Source organism: Luteibacter rhizovicinus DSM 16549, assembly GCF_001887595.1.
In the GTDB taxonomy this organism is placed as follows: Bacteria; Pseudomonadota; Gammaproteobacteria; order Xanthomonadales; family Rhodanobacteraceae; genus Luteibacter; species Luteibacter rhizovicinus.
On sequence record NZ_CP017480.1, the window covers coordinates 2,073,865 to 2,090,181 of the forward strand.

Below are 16,317 nucleotides of genomic sequence, written 5' to 3' on the forward strand. Positions count from 1 at the left end.
GCGTCGCGGCCACGGGCACACCGTCAGTACGTGATCGTGGCGGTGATGACGTCGGCGTAGCTGCCGGCCGCGAAATTCGTGCTCGGTACGCGGCCGTAGACCGGTACGGTCTGTACGGTACCCGTTCCGGTGCCGGCATAGATGTTGCCGCCGGTGCCCGTGGTGCTGCCCCATACATCGGCGGCGGTGCGCGAAGCCAGGCGATAGAGCTGGTAGGGCACGAGTGCGGTGCCGCTGCTCATCTTCCGGCTGTTCACATCGGTACCGTTCTGCCCGTTGTCGAGCGCGATCGTGTACGGCGAGCTCGGCGTGCAATTGACGTTGAGCGCGCCCTGGTTGTCGACATTGGTGGCCGTAGACGGCGTCGTGCCGAAGTTCACATCGGTCGGCGCGGTGGTGCTGATATCGCACGCGGCGGTGATGGTGATGCGGACATTGAAGGTGGTGGTGGCAGTCGCCGCCTGGGCGGCACCCGAGGCGATGCCGGCGCCGATCAGCGCGGATGTGACGAGCAGACGGAATTTCATGGCCAATCTCCAGAGACGTGTACCCGTCGGCTGCAAGGATCAGGGAAGGAAAGTCGTCACACGTGTGAATTCCAGCGCACGCTGCCGTAACGACTTAGCGATGCCGATTTGGCGCAGCAATCTGTCAAGGATGCTTGACATGACCACGTGTCCGCGTCCCCGTGATGTCAAGCGTGCTTGACATGTCGCCACAAGCACACGAAGGTTCGGCATGCCGCACCACGTCGCTTTGCGACTCTTCGCGCCCGCTTTCGGTCGACCCAGGAAGGAGCCGTGTGAAAAACACCGTTCGCGAGCTCCGTACCGCGCTGGGCTGGTCGCAGGCCGATCTCGGCGAGCGGCTCGACGTGTCCCGGCAGACGGTGAACGCAATCGAGACGGGCAAGTACGATCCCAGCCTGCCACTGGCCTTCAAGATCGCGGCAGTTTTCGCGCTCTCCATCGAATCCATTTTCACGCCCGGGGACTGACGGCATGAAACGCGCACAACGTATCGCCATCATCCTGGTCATCGTCGCGGGGGCGTTCGCCACCCGGCAACTCATGCGGAAGCCGGTCGCGGACGATGTGGACAAGCCCGTCGCCGCGGTGCCGGCAGCCACGCGTCCCGCCCCGCCGCGCGTGTGGACCCTCGGCACGCTCACGCTCCGTCCCTGTGAGTTGGCGCAACCCCACTCGGGGACGTCGGTAGCCGCCTGGTGCGCGCCGTTCGCGGTGCCGGAAGATCGCGACCATCCCCAGGGTCGCAAGGTGAACATGCGCCTGGCGGTCATTCGCAGCAGCGCCCAAGTGCCGGCAGACGACATGGTGGCGTTCATCGCTGGCGGACCCGGTCAGTCCGCTGCCGAGAGCTACCCGGCGATCGCCCCCGCCATGGCCCCGTTGCTCGCGCACCGTAACGTCCTCCTGCTCGACCAGCGCGGCACCGGAGGGTCGCATCCCCTGAGTTGCCGTGACGAGGACGAGCCCGGCGGTCCTGGCGGCGCGGCATCGCACAGCTTCGACGCCGAGGCGGTGCGCAAGGAAACCCGCCACTGCCTCGACCAGCTGTCGCCGGACGCGGACGTGCGCTTCTACACGACGACCGACGCCGTCGCCGATCTCGAAGATGCACGCCGTGCGCTCGGCTCGCCGAAGTTCGATCTTCTGGGCGTGTCCTATGGCACCCGCGTCGCCCAGCAGTACGCCATGCGCCATCCGGAAGGCTTGCGCACCCTCGTCCTCGATGGCATCGCGCCGAACGAACTCGTTCTCGGTGAGGACTTCGCCGTTAACCTCGACGCCGCGCTGAAGGCCCAGTTCGCCCGCTGCGATGCCGACCAGGCCTGCCACGCGCGTTTCAGCGATCCGTACCAGACCCTCTTCCAGCTGCGCGACGCCCTGCGTGCGAATCCGCACAAGGTCAGCTTCCGCGATCCGCAGAACTACGCGTCCGTGCAACGCGTCTTGAGTGAGCACGCCCTGGCGACCGTGGTCCGCATGTTCGCCTATTCACCCGAGACGGCGGCCTTGCTGCCCCTTTCGATCGACGCCGCCGCCCACGGCGATGTCGGTCCCTTGCTGGGCCAGGCCAAGTTGCTCACCGGCGATCTCGGCGACACCATGGACGGTGGCATGCAGTACTCGGTGATCTGTTCCGAAGACGCCGACCTGTTGACCTCACGCCCGCAGGACAAGGACACCATCCTCGGTGACGCCATGATCGAAGCGTTCCGTGCCGCGTGCTCGGTCTGGCCGCATGGCAAGCGGCCGGCGGATTTCCACCAGCCACTGAAGAGTCCGGTGCCGGCGCTGCTCATGTCGGGGGAGTTCGATCCGGTGACGCCACCCCGTTACGGCGAGCAGGTACTGCAGGGGCTGCCGAACGGACGCCACTTCGTGTTGAAGGGACAGGGCCACAACGTCGTTGCACGCGGCTGCATGCCGCGCCTGCTCGACCAGTTCATCGACACAGCCAACGCGAAGGCACTCGATGCGCGTTGCCTGGATCGTCTCGCGCCACTGCCCGTCTTCGTGGGATTCAACGGAGCCACGCCATGATCGAAGTCAGGGACCTGCATAAGGCTTTCGGCGAAGTACGTGCCGTCAACGGCGTGAGCTTCACGGCTCGCGATGGAGAGATCACCGGCTTGCTCGGCCCGAACGGCGCCGGCAAGACCACGACGCTGCGCATGCTCTACACCTTGATGAAGCCCGACGCGGGCCAGGTGCTCGTCGACGGCGTCGACGCGTATGAGGATGCGCTGGCCGTACGTCGCCGGCTCGGTGTCCTGCCGGACGCGCGCGGGCTGTACAAGCGGCTCACCGCCGCGGAGAACATCGACTACTTCGGGCGTTTGCACGGTATGGAACCCGCCCTGCTGGCGCGCCGTCGCGAGGCCTTGATCGACGGCCTGGAGATGCGCGATATCGCCACGCGGCGCACCGAAGGCTTCTCGCAGGGACAGCGGGTGAAGACGGCGATCGCCCGCGCCCTCGTCCACGATCCCCGCAACGTGCTGCTCGACGAACCGACCAATGGCCTGGATGTCATGGCGACGCGCGCCATGCGCCGCTTCATGCGGCAGTTGAAGGCGGAGGGGCGTTGCGTGCTGTTCTCCAGTCACATCATGCAGGAGGTGGCCGCGCTCTGCGATCGTATCGTGGTGATCGCACACGGTCGTGTCGTTGCTGACGAGACCCCTGCCGCCTTGCTCGCGCAGACAGGTGAGAGCAGCCTCGAGGACGCCTTCGTGAAGATCATCGGTACCGACGAGGGCCTGGCCGCATGAGCGCCTTTACCGCCGTCTACTGGAAGGAAGTGCGCGAAAACCTGCGCGACCGGCGCACCCTCATCAATGCGCTGGTGACCGGTCCGCTGCTGGGGCCGGTGATGTTCATCATGCTGATGAACGTGACGATCAACCGCGAGATCGCCAAGGCGGACCGGCCCATCGCGGTGCCGGTGATCGGTGCGGACCTCGCACCCAATCTCGTCGCCGCGCTGAAGAGTGCCGGCATCGAGGCCCAGCCGGCCCTTGCCGACCCCGAGAATGCCGTGCGCGAGCAGCGCACCGATATCGTCGTGCGTATTTCGCCGGATTACGCGAAAGCCTGGAACAAGGGCCAGACCGTGCAGGTGGAGCTGATCTACGACTCGTCCCGACGTGACGCATCCACGCCGGTGATGCGCGTGCGCAGCGTCGTCGAGAGCTACGGTCGCCGCGAGGGTGCCATGCGCCTCATCGCGCGAGGACTGTCGCCGACGACGGCGTGGCCGGTGCAGGTCGCCGACCGGGACCAGGCCACGTCGCAATCGCGTTCCGGGCTGATGTTCTCGTTCCTGCCGTACTTCTTCGTCCTCACCGTCTTTCTCGGCGGCATGTATCTGGCTATCGACCTGACGGCCGGTGAGCGCGAGCGACAGTCGCTGGAACCGCTGTTCGTCAATCCGGTGGCCCGCTGGAAGATCCTCGCGGGCAAACTCGCCGCCATCTGCACCTTCTCGCTGGTCAGCCTGCTGCTCACGGTGAGTGCCTTCATGACCGCACCGTGGTTCATTCCCACCGAGAAGCTCGGCATCGCGCTGGACATCGGCTGGCGCTTCAGCGGGCAGGTCATCCTGCTGATGCTGCCGCTGATCCTGCTGCTGGCGGCCCTGCAGTCGCTGGTCTCGGCGTTCGCCAAGAGCTATCGCGAAGCGCAGACCTACCTGTCGATCCTGATGATCATCCCGATCCTGCCCAGCGTGCTGCTGTCGGTCATCCCGGTGCGCGCCGAGCCCTGGATGTACGCCGTGCCGCTGCTCGGCCAGAACCTCGGTATCGTCCAGCTGTTGCGCGGCGACGGCATGCCGGGCTGGCAGATCGGCCTATGCCTGGCCGGTGGATTCGTCGCCGCGCTGCTGGCGGTGTGGGGCACCGCCCTGCTTTACCGGTCCGAGCGCCTCGCTATTTCCGGCTGAGCGACACTCACCGCCATGTCAGGTCCACGCCGACCAGGAAGCTGCGGCCGGGCGCCGGTTCGTAGTAGCGCCCGTTGCCGTCGTTGACGATCACCGAGCCGATGACATGACGGTCGGCGAGGTTATCGACGCGGGCAAACGTGTTCACGCGCCAGGGACCCTGGTCGAAGACGTAGCCAGCGGAGAGACCGAACAGGGCGTAGCCCGGCGCGGATTCCGTGCCGAGGTCGTTGACCGGGGTCGAGCCCATCGTCTGCACGTCGAACGTGCCCTGCAGACCACGAGCGCCACCGTATTTCAGGGCGGCGTAGCCGGTCGAGCGCGGTGCACCCGGGATGCGCGTGCCGGCGGGAACCGGCGTGTTAGGCGATGCGCAACCCGTCGACGCACACGTGAGGAAGGGCGTGCGGAAGCTCGCCTGCAGGTGCGTGTAGGAGGCGACGAAGTGGAGATCGCGCGCGAGCTCGGTATTGAACGACGTCTCGATGCCTTGCCGGCGCGAGCGCGCGATGTTCTGGTACGTCGTGCGGCCACCCACATTGGTCGCCACCGCCAACTCGTTGTCGCTATCGGCGCGGAACAGCGCGATACCGGCTTGCGTTCGCTCGGTGGGTTGCAGCTTGATGCCGACTTCTTCGTTGTGCGAGCGCGAGGGTTGCAGGTTGAAGGCCAGGCCCGGGCCGTTGTCCGCGCGGTAGCCGATTTCGGAGAAGGTCGGCGTCTCGAAGCCACGACCCCAGTTCGCGTACACGTGCGCCCACGGCGCGGCGCGCCAGAGCACGCCGAATACGGGCGTGGTGGCGCTGTATGACTGCGTGCCACTATCGTCGGGATTGCCGCGTGCGATGTAACGGTCCGTCGAGCTGAAGTGCACGTCGCTGTGGCGGATGCCACCCATGAGGGTCCAGTCCTGCGCAATACGCCAGGTCGCCTGCGCGTACTGGTCGAAGTCGAACACGCGGTCGATCTCGTCGCGACGGAGGTCGCCGCGCACGCCGAGCGTGTCGCCTTCGAAGTTGTTGTAGCCCATGCGGTGCTGATGCTGGTTGTCGTAGGCGATGCCCGTGGCGATTTCGAACGGGCGTCCCGCCAGGGTGTCGCTCCACGTCCAGCGCACATCGCCACCACCGTACTGGCTGGTCAGGTCGACCACGCCGCCGGAGTTGCCCGGCTGGGCCACTTCCGTGGCCTTGGGGATGGAGAGGTACTGGGTGATGTCGCGCTGGCCGTAGTACGTCATCACGCGGAGGCTGTTCGAGTCGTCGACCCGCTGGTCGTAGATCAGTCCGGCTTGTTGCTGGTCGGCCGACTTGCGCGTGTCGTAGGTATCGGCCACCGAGGCGACCTGGCGTGGATTCGCCTGGTACTGGGCGCGGGTCAGGCCGAGCGGGTCCTGGGCACCGGGAATATCTACGGTATTGAGCACCAGGGTCAGCTTGCGGTCGTCGTCGATCTTCCATCCCAGCTTGGCGTTGCCGGACTCGCGCCGGGCGGCGCTGTGGTCGCGATAGCCACTGGTGCGGAAGTGGCTCACGTCCACGTTGTAGTCCACCGGGCCCTCGACGCCGCGTGCGTTGACCGAGGTACGGAAGTTGCCGTTGCTGCCCCCGGCGACACCGATGTGCAACTCGGCCGGATCGGTGCCGTCAGCGGTGAAAAGCTGCACCACGCCGCCGGAGGCGTTTCCATACAGCGCGGAGAACGGGCCGCGCAGCACCTCGACGCGGTCGGCCGAGTCGAGATTGAAATGGGACACCTGGCCCTGGCCATCCGGCATGGTCGCGGGAATGCCGTCGGTATACAGGCGGATACCGCGGATGCCGAAGGTCGAGCGCGCACCGAAGCCGCGGATCGAGATCTGCTCGTCCTGCGCGTAGTTCTGCCGGTCGCGGGCCACGATGCCGGGAATGCTCTGCAGCTGCTCGGACAGGTTCACGTCGAGGCTGCCATCGGGCGGCGTGGCGACCACGTCGATCGCAGCCGGGATGTCATAGGGGGACTGCGCGGTACGCGTGGCAGTCACCACGACTGGAGCGAGCTTCGGCGCGTCCTGCGCCGCGGCACCACCGGCAAGCGCAACGAGAACGGCGCCAGCCAGGGGGCGTAGAAAGGGGGATGTCATGCGGGGACCCTGCGAGAGATGCATGTATTTTGCTCAAGAGAGTGTATGCGTTATCTCAAGAGCGGGCCGCCGGACCCCTCCCAACTGCCCATGCCATCGCCAGAGCCTCGTGCTAGCCTCTCCGCCCACATCCCCCACACCCCGGTGACGCCATGAAGAAGCTCGCTTTCGCCTGCGCTGGATTGCTCGGCCTGACGGCCTCCTTTGCTTCCCAAGCCGCCACCGAGGTGGACCAGCCTGCCCAGGCCACGCCGCCGGCCAGCGCCGGGCAGCTCACGGCCTCCCAGCTGGACAAGGCCATCGCCGGTAGCTGGCGTTCGCCGCAGAACAAGGCGCGCGATCAGTACCGTCATCCGAAGGAAATGCTGACCTTCTTCGGCATCCGTCCGGACATGACCGTGATCGAGATCTGGCCGTCGGGCGGCTGGTTCACCGAGATCCTTGCCCCGTTCCTGCACGACAACGGTCACTACATCGGCGTGATCGAAGATGGCTCCAAGGGCATGGCGGCGCTGCAGAAGAAGTTCTCCTTCGCCCCGGCGCAGTACGGCAACGCCAAGCTGATCGCGGTCAATCACAAGGCGCCCGTGCTCGGTCCGCCGAACTCGGCCGACATGGTGCTGACCTTCCGCAACGTGCATAACTGGGCCGCCGACGGTACCGCCGAGACGATGTTCAAATCGTTCTTCGCCGTGCTCAAGCCGGGCGGTGTGCTGGGCGTGGAAGACCATCGCGCGGACGCGGGCAAGAAGCTCGACGACGTCGTCAACTCCGGTTACCTGCCGACCGACTACGTGATCAAGCTCGCCACGGATGCCGGCTTCAAGCTCGACGCGCAGAGCGAGATCAATGCCAATCCGAAGGACGACCACAACCATCCGAAGGGCGTGTGGACCCTGCCGCCGACCTACGACATGGGCGAAACCGACAAGGCGAAGTGGACGGCCATCGGCGAGTCCGATCGCATGACCCTGCGCTTCGTGAAGCCCGCCGCCGCCAAGTAAGGTGCTGGTCGCACTGAACAAGCCCTTCGGTGTGCTCTGCCAGTTCACCGACGAAGCCGGCCGGCGCACGCTTGCCGACTTCGTGCCGCAGAAAGGCGTCTATGCCGCGGGGCGGCTGGATCACGACAGCGAAGGCCTGCTCCTGCTGACCGACGACGGCAAGCTGCAACATCGCCTTGCCGATCCGAAGCACAAGCAGCCGAAGACCTATGTGGTGCAGGTCGAGGGTATTCCCAGCGAGGAAGCCCTCGAGCGCCTGCGTCGCGGCGTTACGCTCAACGACGGGCCCACGTTACCGGCGGGCGTCGAGGCGATCGACGAGCCCGACTGGTTATGGCCGCGCGATCCGCCGGTACGCTTCCGCAAGACGGTGCCGGACAGCTGGCTGCGCATCGTGTTGTGCGAGGGGCGCAACCGGCAGGTGCGTCGCATGACGGCGGCCGTTGGCTTGCCGACGCTTCGATTGATCCGGGAGGCGGTGGGTGGTTACCGCCTCGATGGACTGGGGCTGGGCGACGTGCGAATCATCGACCCTCAGCCTTCTCGCTAGCTGGCTATCGCCGCTGAAGCGGCTCCCACAGAAAGCAGTCTCTTACAGAAAGCAGGCTTTCACAGAGAGCGGCTCTGTGTGGGAGCCGATTCATCGGCGGTCCCGCGGCAGCGGGCCGGAGTGTCGCTACTTACCACTCGGCAACCGAGCCATCCGCATGCCGCCACAGCGGATTCCGCCAGTCGGCGACCTCACGGCTGCGCTCAATCACCAGTTCCTCGTTCACCTCGATACCAAGGCCCGGGCCGGTGAAGGGTTTTGCATAGCCGCCATCGTCGAGCTTGAGCGCGTCCTTGTTGAGCACGTAGTCGAGGACTTCGCCGCCCTTGTTGTAGTGGATGCCCATGCTCTGTTCCTGCAGCGTGGCGTTCCAGCTGACGAAGTCGACATGCAGGCAGGCCGCCAGTGCGATCGGACCGAGCGGGCAGTGCGGCGCGAGAGCCACGTCGTACGCTTCGGCCATCGCTGCGATCTTTACGCATTCGGTGATGCCGCCGGCGTGCGAAAGATCCGGCTGCAGGATGGAAATGCCGCCACGCTCGAGCACATGCTTGAACTCGTAGCGCGAATACATGCGCTCGCCCGCCGCGAGGGGGATCGAGGTTTGCTCGGCGATGCGCGGGTAGTACTCGGCCTGTTCGGCGAGCACCGGTTCTTCGATGAACAGCGGACGGAACGGCTCCAGCTCCTTCACCAGCACCTTGGCCATCGGCGCGGAGACGCGTCCATGGAAATCCAGGCCGAACTCGATCGTATTGCCGAAGGCCTCGCGAATCTCCGCCACGCGCGCCACAGCAGCGTCCACGGCCTTGCTCGAGGCGATGATGCTCATCTCCTCGCAGCCATTCATCTTGAAGGTGTCGAAACCATGCTCCATCCGCGCGCGGATCTGCGCGATGACGTCGGCCGGGCGATCGCCACCGACCCAGCAATAGGTCTTCATGCGGTCGCGTACACGACCGCCGAGCAGTTCGAAGACGGGGGCGCCCAGCACCTTGCCCTTGATGTCCCAGAGGGCCTGGTCGATGCCGGCGATGGCGCTCATGAACACCGCGCCACCCCGGTAGAAGCCGCCGCGGTACATCGCCTGCCAGAGGTCGTTGATGCGCGACGGATCCTTGCCGATGACGAACTCCGAGAGTTCCGACACGGCGGCTTCGACGGTGCGCGCGCGACCCTCGACGACCGGCTCGCCCCAGCCGACGACGCCCTCGTCGGTCTCGACCTTGAGGAACATCCAGCGGGGCGGGACACGGTAGGTGGTGAGCTTGGTGATCTTCATGGTCAGTTCGAGCGATAGGCTTTGACGAAGGCAGCGGCCTGTTCGCGCGTGCGCGAGACGGGCTGGCCGGGCTTGTAGAGGTCACCGCCAAGCCCTGCGCCGATACAGCCGGCATCGAGGAACTGGCCGAGGTTGTCGGGGGTGACCCCGCCCACGGCGAGCAAGGGGACGTCCGGCGGCAACACGGCCCGAATCGCCTTGATGTACGACGGCCCGAGGTTGGACGATGGGAACAGCTTGAGCGACTGCGCGCCAGCGGCGAGCGCCGCAAAGGCCTCGCTCGGCGTCATGAAGCCGATCGCGGTGTATAGCCCACGGCTACGCGCCCGGCGGATGACGTCGGGGTCGGTGTTCGGGGTGACCATGAGGGTGCCACCGAGATCGGCGACGCGACTGGCAAGCTCCACGCTGAGCACCGTGCCCGCACCGACGAGCGCCCGGTCGCCTGCCTGGCGCACAGCCAGGGGGATGCTTTTCTCCCAGTCCGGCGAGTTGAGCGGGATCTCGATGGCGTCGAAGCCTTCCTGAAGCAATGCCTCGACATGCTCGACGACGTCCTCGGGCGTGATGCCACGCAGGATGGCGATGAGCGGTAGCGCGGTAGGCCAGGCCATATCAGTTCTCGTGGTAAAGCTGTGAGCGGCCGCCGTCGATACGGATATCGGCGGCGTTGATGTAGCGTGCCTCGTCGGAGGCCAGGAACAACGCAGTGTAAGCGACCTCTTGGGGTTCGCCGATGCGTTTGTTCGGCAGGATGTCCGTCTGGCGCTTGCGCTCGGCGGCCGGATCGGCTGCCGCAGCGAAGCCGGCCTCGGCAATGGCGGTGAGGATAAGCCCCGGAGAGATCGAATTCACCCGGATGTTGCGGGCGGCGTATTCGATGCCCAGGGCCTTGGTCAGGCCGATCAGGCCGTGCTTGGCGACGGGGTAGGGGAAGCAGTGCGGAATGATCTTGTGGCCATGCACCGACGCGATGTTGATGATGCTGCCGCGGCCCACGGCGAGCATGCCCGGCAGGACCGCCTTGGCGCAGTTCCAGGCGCCCTTGAGGTCCACCTCGAAGCAGCGCGTCCACTCGTCGTCGCTGAGCGACAGCGGATCGTTGAAGACGTTGATGCCGGCGTTGTTGACGAGGACGTCGGGCGGTCCGAAGCGTTCGGTCGCGGCAGCCACCATGCGGGTGATCGCGGCGGGATCGGTCACGTCGGCCTCGAACAGCATGGCCTCGTCGGTCTGCAGGTCGGCCAGCGTGGCCCGCGCCTGCGCGTTGTCCTCGAGGACGTTGAGGACCACTTTCGCGCCATGCGCGGCGAACAGCTTCGCGGTGGCCGCACCGATGCCCTGGGTGGCGCCGGTGACGATGGCGATCTTGCCGGCAAGGCGCGGCAGCGGCGTGGTGCGCGGGTCGGCGTGCGTAGCGTGGGTCATGCGTTCGTTCCTTAGCCGTAACGGGCTTCGGGCAACCCGCGGCCTCGCGCCGGGGTACCGATGAAAATGGCGCCATTGAGGGGCTCGGCGCTGGCTACGGCGGCGTCGAGGCCCTTGCTGGCCGAGGTGATCACGAGGCGGTCCAGCGTGGGGCCGACGAAGGCCAGGCAACTCGGCTGGCGCGCCGGCAGGTCGATCGCCAGGTCCACACGGCCGTCCGGCGCATAGCGCTGGACCCGCGAACCACCCCACTGGGCGTTCCAGACGAAGCCGTCGGCATCGACGGTGGAGCCGTCAGGCTCGAGACCCTTGTCGAGCTGGACGAATTCGCGGATGTGCTCCACCTCGCCGCTGGCGGCGTCATAGCGGCAGGCCATGATCTTCGCCGTGGGCGAATCGGTGAAATACATCGTTTCACCGTCCGGACTGAAGCAGATGCTGTTGGTGATCGCCGCCTTGGGCAGTGCGAGCCGGGACAGCGTGCCCTCACGCGAGTAGCGCCAGAACGAAGCGACCTGTTCCGGGCCGCGCTCGTTGAGCGTGCCGAAGATCAGGTTGCCGCCACGGTCGCAGCGGCCGTCGTTGGCCCGCGTGCCCGGCAGGTCGAGCTCGATGTCTTCGAGCACCACGAGCGAGTCGGCACGCCGTGTGTCGAAGCGGGCCAGCTGCTTCTCCAGGGCGAGCAGCAGCACGCCGGGCTCGTTCGTCAGCGCGAAGCAGCACAGGCGGGCAGGCAGGGCGGTCTCGGTCGTCGCCCCGGTCGTGGGGTCGTACGCGTAAAGCCGCGAGGCGCCGATGTCGGTCCAGCGGACCAGGCCCATCAGGTCGTCCCAGATCACGCCTTCGGCGTGCTCCTGGCGATGCGGGGATAGCGGAACGAAAGCGTCGGTCATCAGCGGGATTGCCTGCGGTTCTTGAGCTGGTCGACCAGCACCGCGATCAGCAGGATCGTGCCGCGGACCAGGTACTGGTAGAAGGCGTCGATGTTCATGAGGCTCATGGCATTTTGCACCGTCCCCATGATGAGGACACCAACGAGCACGCCGCTGATGCTCGCACGGCCGCCCATGAGCGACACGCCACCCAGCACGCAGGCCGAGATCACGTTGAGCTCGAAGCCCTCACCTGCGTTGGGCTGGCCGCTGGTCATGCGCGAGGCCAGGATGATACCGGCCAGTGCCGCGACCAGGCCCTGGATCAGGAAGATGGCGATACGCACCCAGTCCACCGAGACGCCGGCGAGGCGCGCCGCGTCCGGATTGCCGCCGATGGCCAGCGTGTTGCGGCCGTAGATCGTCTTGTTGAGCAGGATGCCGAAGACCACGAAGCAGGCCAGGGTGACCCAGACCGGCACGGGCAGGCCGAACAGCTCGGCGCTGCCCAGGGTGAAGAAGGCTTCGCTGGTGACGCCGACCGCCTGGCCCTGCGAGGTGATGAAGGCGAGGCCACGCACGATTTCCATCGTGGCGAGCGTCGTGATCAGCGCGTTGATGTTGAGCTTGGCGATGACCACGCCGTTGATGAAGCCGATCAGGGCGCCGGCAACGAGGCTGGCCGCGATGCCGAGCGCCACGCTACCCGTAGCATTGGAGACGATGGCGCAGCAGACGCCGGCGAACGCCACCGTGGAGCCGACCGACAGATCGAAGTCGCGCGAGGCGAGGCAGAACATCATCGTGCAGCTGACCATGCCGATCTGCGACACGGACAGCGCAAGGCCGACGATGTTGTCCCACGAGAAGAAGTACTGCACCGTGGCGCTCAGCACCGCGAACAGCACGATGAAGATGCCGATCAGGCTGTAGTCGTCGACGATCTGCCAGAACATGGCGCGGCGGCGCGCGTCCGGTGTGTCGGCTTGCTTGGCACCGATGGCGGCGGCGTTGGTCTCGGTCATGGCTCAGGTGTTCCTCATCGGGGTGGCGCTGGCGCCTTCGGGCAACGCGGCGGCAAGCACGTCCGCCTCGTTCGCCTGGGTACGGTTGAACTGCGCGGTGATCTGGCCGCGACACATCGTGATGACGCGGTCGGAGACGCCGAGCACTTCGGGCAGTTCGCTGGAAATCATGACCACGGCCACGCCACGGTCGGCGAGTTCGTAGAGCACGTTGTAGATCTCGTTCTTCGCGCCGACGTCGATACCCCGGGTGGGCTCATCGACGATCAGTACGCGCAGGTTCTTCTCGGCGAGCCAGCGCGACAGCACGGCCTTCTGCTGGTTGCCACCCGAGAGCAGGCGGATCTCCCGCCGGCGGTTCGGCGTGCGGATGCGTAGGCGATCGATATACGTGTCGGCCGTCTTCGCTTCGTTGCGGTCGTTGACGAACAGGCCGGCAATGAGATGGTTGCGACGCGCGCTGATGTTGATGTTCTCTGACACCGAACGCACGCCGATGATGCCGTCTTCCTTGCGGTCTTCGGGGCAGAGCACCAGGCCATGGCGAATGGCGTCGCGGATATGCGAGGCCTTGACGGTCTCGCCGTCCACTTGCACGGTCCCGGCGGTGCGTCGGTCCGCACCGTAGATCACACGCATGACTTCGCTGCGGCCCGCGCCGACGAGGCCGAAGAAACCGACGATCTCACCCGCCTTCACCTCGAAACTCACCGGTGCCGGTACGGCGCGTCCGGTCACGCCCTGCACGGCCAGACGCACCTTGCCGTGTTCGCGGGGACGATAACCGAAGATATCGCTGATCTCGCGGCCGACCATGCGCTGCACGAGCTGGTCGCGCGTGACGCCTTCGAGCGTGTCGAAGTCGGCCACCTTGCGGCCGTCACGGAAAATGGTCGCGGCATCGCAGAGCTCGAAGATCTCGTCCAGGCGATGCGAGATGTAGATCATCGCCTTGCCCTGTGCGCGAAGATCGCGCACGAGGCGGAAAAGGACCTCGGTCTCCCGGTGCGACAGCGAGCTGGTGGGCTCGTCGAGGGCGAGGATCTTCGCATCGCGAAGGATCGCCTTGACGATCTCCACCATCTGTCGCTGGCCAATGGAAAGCTGCTTGAGCTTGGCGCGTGGGTCGAGATCCACGCCTAGCGCGTCGAGACGCTCACGGGTCCAGGCCAGCGCCTTGCGTCGATCGACCAGGCCGAAGCGTGTCGGCAGGCGACCGATCAACAGGTTCTCCATCACCGACAGTTCCGGCACGTACTGGAGTTCCTGGTGGATCACCGCGACGCCGGAGGCGATCGCGTCGGCAGCCTTGCGGAAGTGCTGAACCTGGCCGTCGATCGCCAGCTCGCCCTCGTCGGGGATGTACTCCCCGCCGAGGATTTTCATCATCGTGGACTTGCCTGCCCCGTTCTCGCCGAGCAGGCCATGCACGCTACCGGCGCGCACGGCGAAGCCGACATCACCGAGCGCACGCACGCCCGGAAAGGTTTTCCCGATATGTCGGAATTCCAGGCGTGGTGCGTCGGTCATCGTCAAAGACCCATTTCCTTACGGACTTCGGCAACGTTCGTACGCGTGGTCAGTATGCCGGTGGTCAGGGTGAGCGGCGGCGGTGCCTTGCCATCCTTGATCCAGGCATACATGTTCAGCGAGGTCTCATAGCCATGACGCTTCGGGCTGATCAGCACGCTGCCGAAGAAGCCGGTCGGCTGGGGCTTGGCGAACTCGTTGAGTGCCGACTTGCTGCCGCCGATGCCCACGCCGATCATGTTGTCCGCACGGAAGTTGCGGCCTTCCGCGGCACGCACGGCGCCGAGCACGGCTTCGTCGTTGAGGCCGAAAGCGATCCAGTGCTTGAACTTGGGGTTCTGCGTGATCGCGATGTTCGCCGCGTTGAAGGCGTTCTCGGTATCGGTCTTGGCTTCCGGCGCGTTGATTACGTTGGCCTTGGGAAAGCCGGCGGCGGTCAGTGCGGCGACGGCACCGTCCGTACGATCCTTGGCCGTGGGCAGCTGATCGTAGGAGATGCGCAGCGCGCCGGTTTCTTCCGGCTTCCAGCCACGCTTCTTCATTTCGTCGGCGATGGCCTGGCCCACCTGCTCGCCGATCTTGCTCGCCGAGATGCCCATGTGCGGCACGGCTTCGATCGGCTTGCCCGAGCCGTCGATGAGGCGGTCATCGACGGTCATCAGCTTGAGGTTGTCGATCTTGGCCTTGGCCACGATGGACGGCCCGAGCTTGACGTCCGGCGTGCAGATGATGAAACCCTGCGCGTGCTGCGCCTTCAGGTTGTCGATGGCGGTGAGCACCGTGCCGCCGTCCGGCGCGGCGATCTTGACCAGGGTGAAACCCTTTTCCTTGGCGGCCTGCTCGGCGTACTTCCACTCGTCCTGGAACCAGGGTTCCTCGGCCTGCTTGACCACGAAACCGATCTTCACCGGCTCGTCGGCCGCGAAGGTCGGGGCGGAGGCCATGGCCAGCGCCACGGCAAGGGCCTTGAGACCCAGGGCAATCTTCGTCTTCATGCGTTCCCTCCTCGAATGACTCGTTGTTTTCAGTCGACCAGGCCGCGACGACGGGCCACGGCGATGGCGCCGTATCCTGCGAGGTCGCGCTGTTCGTCGTCGCCCAGCACCGTGACGGTGCCGGAGAAGAAATCGTCGCCTTCGACCAGCCGCGCGATCGCCTCGCGCAGGATCGGCTTGCCGCTGACAACGAAGCGTGTACCCGGACTCATCCGGATCGCACTGGAATTCTTGAGCGTGAGCAGGTCGGAGCCGAGCACGGCGCCGAGCAGGAAGTTCGCGCGCGCATTGGCGTCGTACACCGCGAACTGGTCCAGGATGCGCACGCTGAAGCAGGCGCGACCCAGGCCGATCTTGTTCGCCGACGCGGCGCCGGCCAGCAGCATCTCGGGATCGATGCGCTTGGCGAAGCCTTCCTTCAGCGAACCGGCCAGGATGGTGTCGTGCGAGATCACGTGCAGCAGCTCGCCCGCCAGTGTCGTCACGCAGCCGTCGATGCGGCGGTCCTTGTCGATGCTGACGAACTTCGAATGCGAACCCGGGAGTACGACGACGGTCGGCTCGTTGAGGTCGAGGCGCTCGGCGAGCGCAAACGACTCGACCTCTTCGCCGCGCATCATGTCCATCGCCTCGCAGTTGTGCAGGCCGATGTGTTCCACCGCGTTGCGCACGCCGGGCACGAACCAGATCGGCGCGTGCCACACGTTTTCGACGCGGTGCTCGCGCATGGCTTTCGCCATGTCGTCGATGCCCGCCGCGGCCGGCACATGCGGAATTTCGCAAAGGCCGACATTGGAGGTGATCATGCCGGAGGCCACGGCGAGGCCGATATCGTTGCGCTCGATCTGGGCCGATGCCAGCGCCTCGGCGATGGTTTCGCGGACGCCGTCTTCGAGTTTCTTCGTGTTGCCGGTGATCGCGGTATCGCGCACACCGACCTGTCGCGCGGCCTGCGCGACCACCTCGCCGTCGGTCCAGACGGTGACGCGTGTATTGGTAGTACCGGTGTCGATGGTGAGGATGTTCATCGCGGGTCCGT

At 66.0% G+C, this 16,317-nt stretch carries 16 protein-coding genes; 6 read left to right on the forward strand and 10 right to left on the reverse strand.

What is annotated here, in order from left to right; genetic code table 11:
- Positions 1-23: 23 nt before the first annotated feature.
- Positions 24-527 carry a Csu type fimbrial protein gene (locus BJI69_RS09260; RefSeq protein ID WP_046968200.1) on the reverse strand — a complete coding sequence of 168 codons (504 nt, stop codon included), beginning with the start codon at positions 525-527 and terminating at the stop codon, positions 24-26.
- A 275-nt stretch (positions 528-802) separates the two neighbouring features.
- Between BJI69_RS09260 and BJI69_RS09265 the strand changes: the two genes are divergently transcribed.
- Genes BJI69_RS09265 through BJI69_RS09280 form a run of 4 tightly spaced genes read left to right on the forward strand, consistent with a single transcriptional unit; the run spans position 803 to position 4,470 of the window.
- The gene (locus BJI69_RS09265; RefSeq protein WP_046968199.1) at positions 803-997 is read left to right on the forward strand and encodes a helix-turn-helix transcriptional regulator; all 195 of its coding nucleotides are present in this window, start codon (positions 803-805) and stop codon (positions 995-997) included.
- Positions 998-1,001: 4 nt separating this feature from the next.
- Positions 1,002-2,567 (forward strand): alpha/beta hydrolase, encoded by a 1,566-nt coding sequence (locus BJI69_RS09270; protein WP_046968198.1) that lies wholly within the window; start codon positions 1,002-1,004, stop codon positions 2,565-2,567.
- Positions 2,564-3,298, forward strand: coding sequence for an ABC transporter ATP-binding protein (locus BJI69_RS09275; protein ID WP_046968197.1), 735 nt, complete (start codon positions 2,564-2,566; stop codon positions 3,296-3,298). Before BJI69_RS09270 ends, BJI69_RS09275 begins: the two co-directional genes overlap by 4 nt.
- A complete protein-coding gene (locus BJI69_RS09280; protein WP_046968196.1) occupies positions 3,295-4,470 on the forward strand; it encodes an ABC transporter permease in 1,176 nt (391 codons plus the stop codon). Before BJI69_RS09275 ends, BJI69_RS09280 begins: the two co-directional genes overlap by 4 nt.
- Before the next feature lie 7 nt (positions 4,471-4,477).
- Here BJI69_RS09280 and BJI69_RS09285 read toward each other — a convergent pair whose 3' ends face one another.
- On the reverse strand, positions 4,478-6,592 hold the full coding sequence (locus tag BJI69_RS09285) for a TonB-dependent receptor family protein (protein WP_046968195.1): 2,115 nt from the start codon (positions 6,590-6,592) through the stop codon (positions 4,478-4,480).
- Between the two features lie 152 nt (positions 6,593-6,744).
- On the opposite strand from BJI69_RS09285, the gene BJI69_RS09290 reads away from it, so the two are divergent.
- Both BJI69_RS09290 and BJI69_RS09295 read left to right on the forward strand, forming a co-directional pair.
- Complete coding sequence (locus tag BJI69_RS09290) at positions 6,745-7,596, forward strand: class I SAM-dependent methyltransferase (protein WP_046968194.1); 852 nt, start codon at positions 6,745-6,747, stop codon at positions 7,594-7,596.
- 1 nt (position 7,597) lies between these two features.
- Positions 7,598-8,146, forward strand: coding sequence for an rRNA large subunit pseudouridine synthase E (locus BJI69_RS09295; protein ID WP_046968193.1), 549 nt, complete (start codon positions 7,598-7,600; stop codon positions 8,144-8,146).
- A 130-nt stretch (positions 8,147-8,276) separates the two neighbouring features.
- Here BJI69_RS09295 and dgoD read toward each other — a convergent pair whose 3' ends face one another.
- The 8 genes from dgoD to BJI69_RS09335 are packed head-to-tail and all read right to left on the reverse strand — an operon-like array spanning position 8,277 to position 16,306.
- A complete protein-coding gene (gene dgoD, locus BJI69_RS09300; protein WP_046968192.1) occupies positions 8,277-9,428 on the reverse strand; it encodes a galactonate dehydratase in 1,152 nt (383 codons plus the stop codon).
- A gap of 2 nt (positions 9,429-9,430) precedes the next feature.
- Positions 9,431-10,042 (reverse strand): 2-dehydro-3-deoxy-6-phosphogalactonate aldolase, encoded by a 612-nt coding sequence (locus BJI69_RS09305; protein ID WP_046968191.1) that lies wholly within the window; start codon positions 10,040-10,042, stop codon positions 9,431-9,433.
- Between the two features lies 1 nt (position 10,043).
- Positions 10,044-10,856, reverse strand: coding sequence for an SDR family oxidoreductase (locus BJI69_RS09310; RefSeq protein WP_046968190.1), 813 nt, complete (start codon positions 10,854-10,856; stop codon positions 10,044-10,046).
- 11 nt (positions 10,857-10,867) lie between these two features.
- Positions 10,868-11,749 (reverse strand): SMP-30/gluconolactonase/LRE family protein, encoded by an 882-nt coding sequence (locus tag BJI69_RS09315; RefSeq protein ID WP_046968189.1) that lies wholly within the window; start codon positions 11,747-11,749, stop codon positions 10,868-10,870.
- Complete coding sequence (gene araH, locus BJI69_RS22260; protein ID WP_084822530.1) at positions 11,749-12,753, reverse strand: L-arabinose ABC transporter permease AraH; 1,005 nt, start codon at positions 12,751-12,753, stop codon at positions 11,749-11,751. The genes BJI69_RS09315 and araH overlap by 1 nt, the downstream gene beginning before the upstream one ends.
- Before the next feature lie 3 nt (positions 12,754-12,756).
- Positions 12,757-14,283, reverse strand: a complete 1,527-nt coding sequence (araG, locus tag BJI69_RS22265) for an L-arabinose ABC transporter ATP-binding protein AraG (RefSeq protein WP_046968188.1) — start codon at positions 14,281-14,283, stop codon at positions 12,757-12,759.
- A 2-nt stretch (positions 14,284-14,285) separates the two neighbouring features.
- Complete coding sequence (locus tag BJI69_RS09330; protein ID WP_046968187.1) at positions 14,286-15,278, reverse strand: arabinose ABC transporter substrate-binding protein; 993 nt, start codon at positions 15,276-15,278, stop codon at positions 14,286-14,288.
- 29 nt (positions 15,279-15,307) lie between these two features.
- Positions 15,308-16,306, reverse strand: a complete 999-nt coding sequence (locus BJI69_RS09335; protein WP_046968186.1) for a 2-dehydro-3-deoxygalactonokinase — start codon at positions 16,304-16,306, stop codon at positions 15,308-15,310.
- Between the last annotated feature and the right edge of the window lie 11 nt (positions 16,307-16,317).